Annotated in this window: 1 protein-coding gene; it reads right to left on the bottom strand. The window is 40.3% G+C overall.

Features of this window, described 5'->3' with window-relative positions; genetic code table 11:
• Window positions 1-174: 174 nt before the first annotated feature.
• Window positions 175-858 carry a hypothetical protein gene (locus tag CSX02_RS10325; protein WP_099386618.1) on the bottom strand — a complete coding sequence of 228 codons (684 nt, stop codon included), beginning with the start codon at window positions 856-858 and terminating at the stop codon, window positions 175-177.
• Window positions 859-1023: the final 165 nt, after the last annotated feature.

Here is a 1023-nt window from a genome sequence, read left to right as displayed (position 1 = left end):
TTCTCTGGCATATTCTGCGGCCGCTTCTCCGTTCCACTTTAAATCCGGTGGTGGAGCCACGTCAGCCTTCAATCCCACTGAAGTATGCGACATAATCCCTAGGACAAGCGCAAGTAATACAACAGTAACCCTTTTCAAATAATTTTTCATAAAAAACTCCTTTCATTCTGCAACCTATTCAAACGGATTTGGTTTAAACATACTTAGAAACGACTCATATGTTTCACCTTCATTAGCTTCATATCCAACTGTATAATTGTCTGCACAAACCGTCAATTGTCGCTTGCTGACATGTCCCTTTTGATCCTCGATATACGCATATACCTTCAGCTTATTCGCGATCTTTGCAATCGCATCATAAGACATGCCATAAGTACATCCACATAAAATCACACCGTTCGCGCATTTCTTATCGGTATCCTCCTCATGGAACAGTTCATCCACTTCATTCATTCCCATTTCTGCGAAAAACACCTGTTCATCCTCATCCAAGTTTGAATAATCAATGGCATAAGAGACCTTATAATCATTTCCGGTCCATTTCCTTGTCCACTCATAGCGAACAAATATATCAAAGAGCTCCCCATATTGCTGATTATCATTTAAGTCAGCTATATTCATTGCCCCGGTCCATTCATTTGCTTTTATCTTACCACTTGCAATTTGATCAAGCATGCTGTTAATCTCATCCACATGTTCCTGCGTCAAGTCCACATCCTTGTGCACCTCAAAGAATACTTCAAGCTCTTCCACATTTAAGCGTCGATACCATTGCCGGTATCCAAAAAATGCGGCAACCGCCAGCAAGGCAAGCACCAACACAGTCAGTACCAGTATTCTGCATTTCTTTGTTCTCATAACCACATCCCCTATTTAAAATGAAAAACTCGAAAAGTACACTCGTTACCCCATTCTTTTTTCGCTTTTCTCATGAACGTACTAAATGAATAGCTATGTCGTGCTTTTGTATGCGCACATATAAAGAGATCATTTATATTTTTTTGGGTTACGATGATCGAGTGC

Source organism: Agathobacter ruminis (assembly GCF_002735305.1).
Taxonomy (GTDB): domain Bacteria; phylum Bacillota; class Clostridia; order Lachnospirales; family Lachnospiraceae; genus Roseburia; species Roseburia ruminis.
This window is presented reverse-complemented; position numbering and strand designations above follow the sequence as displayed.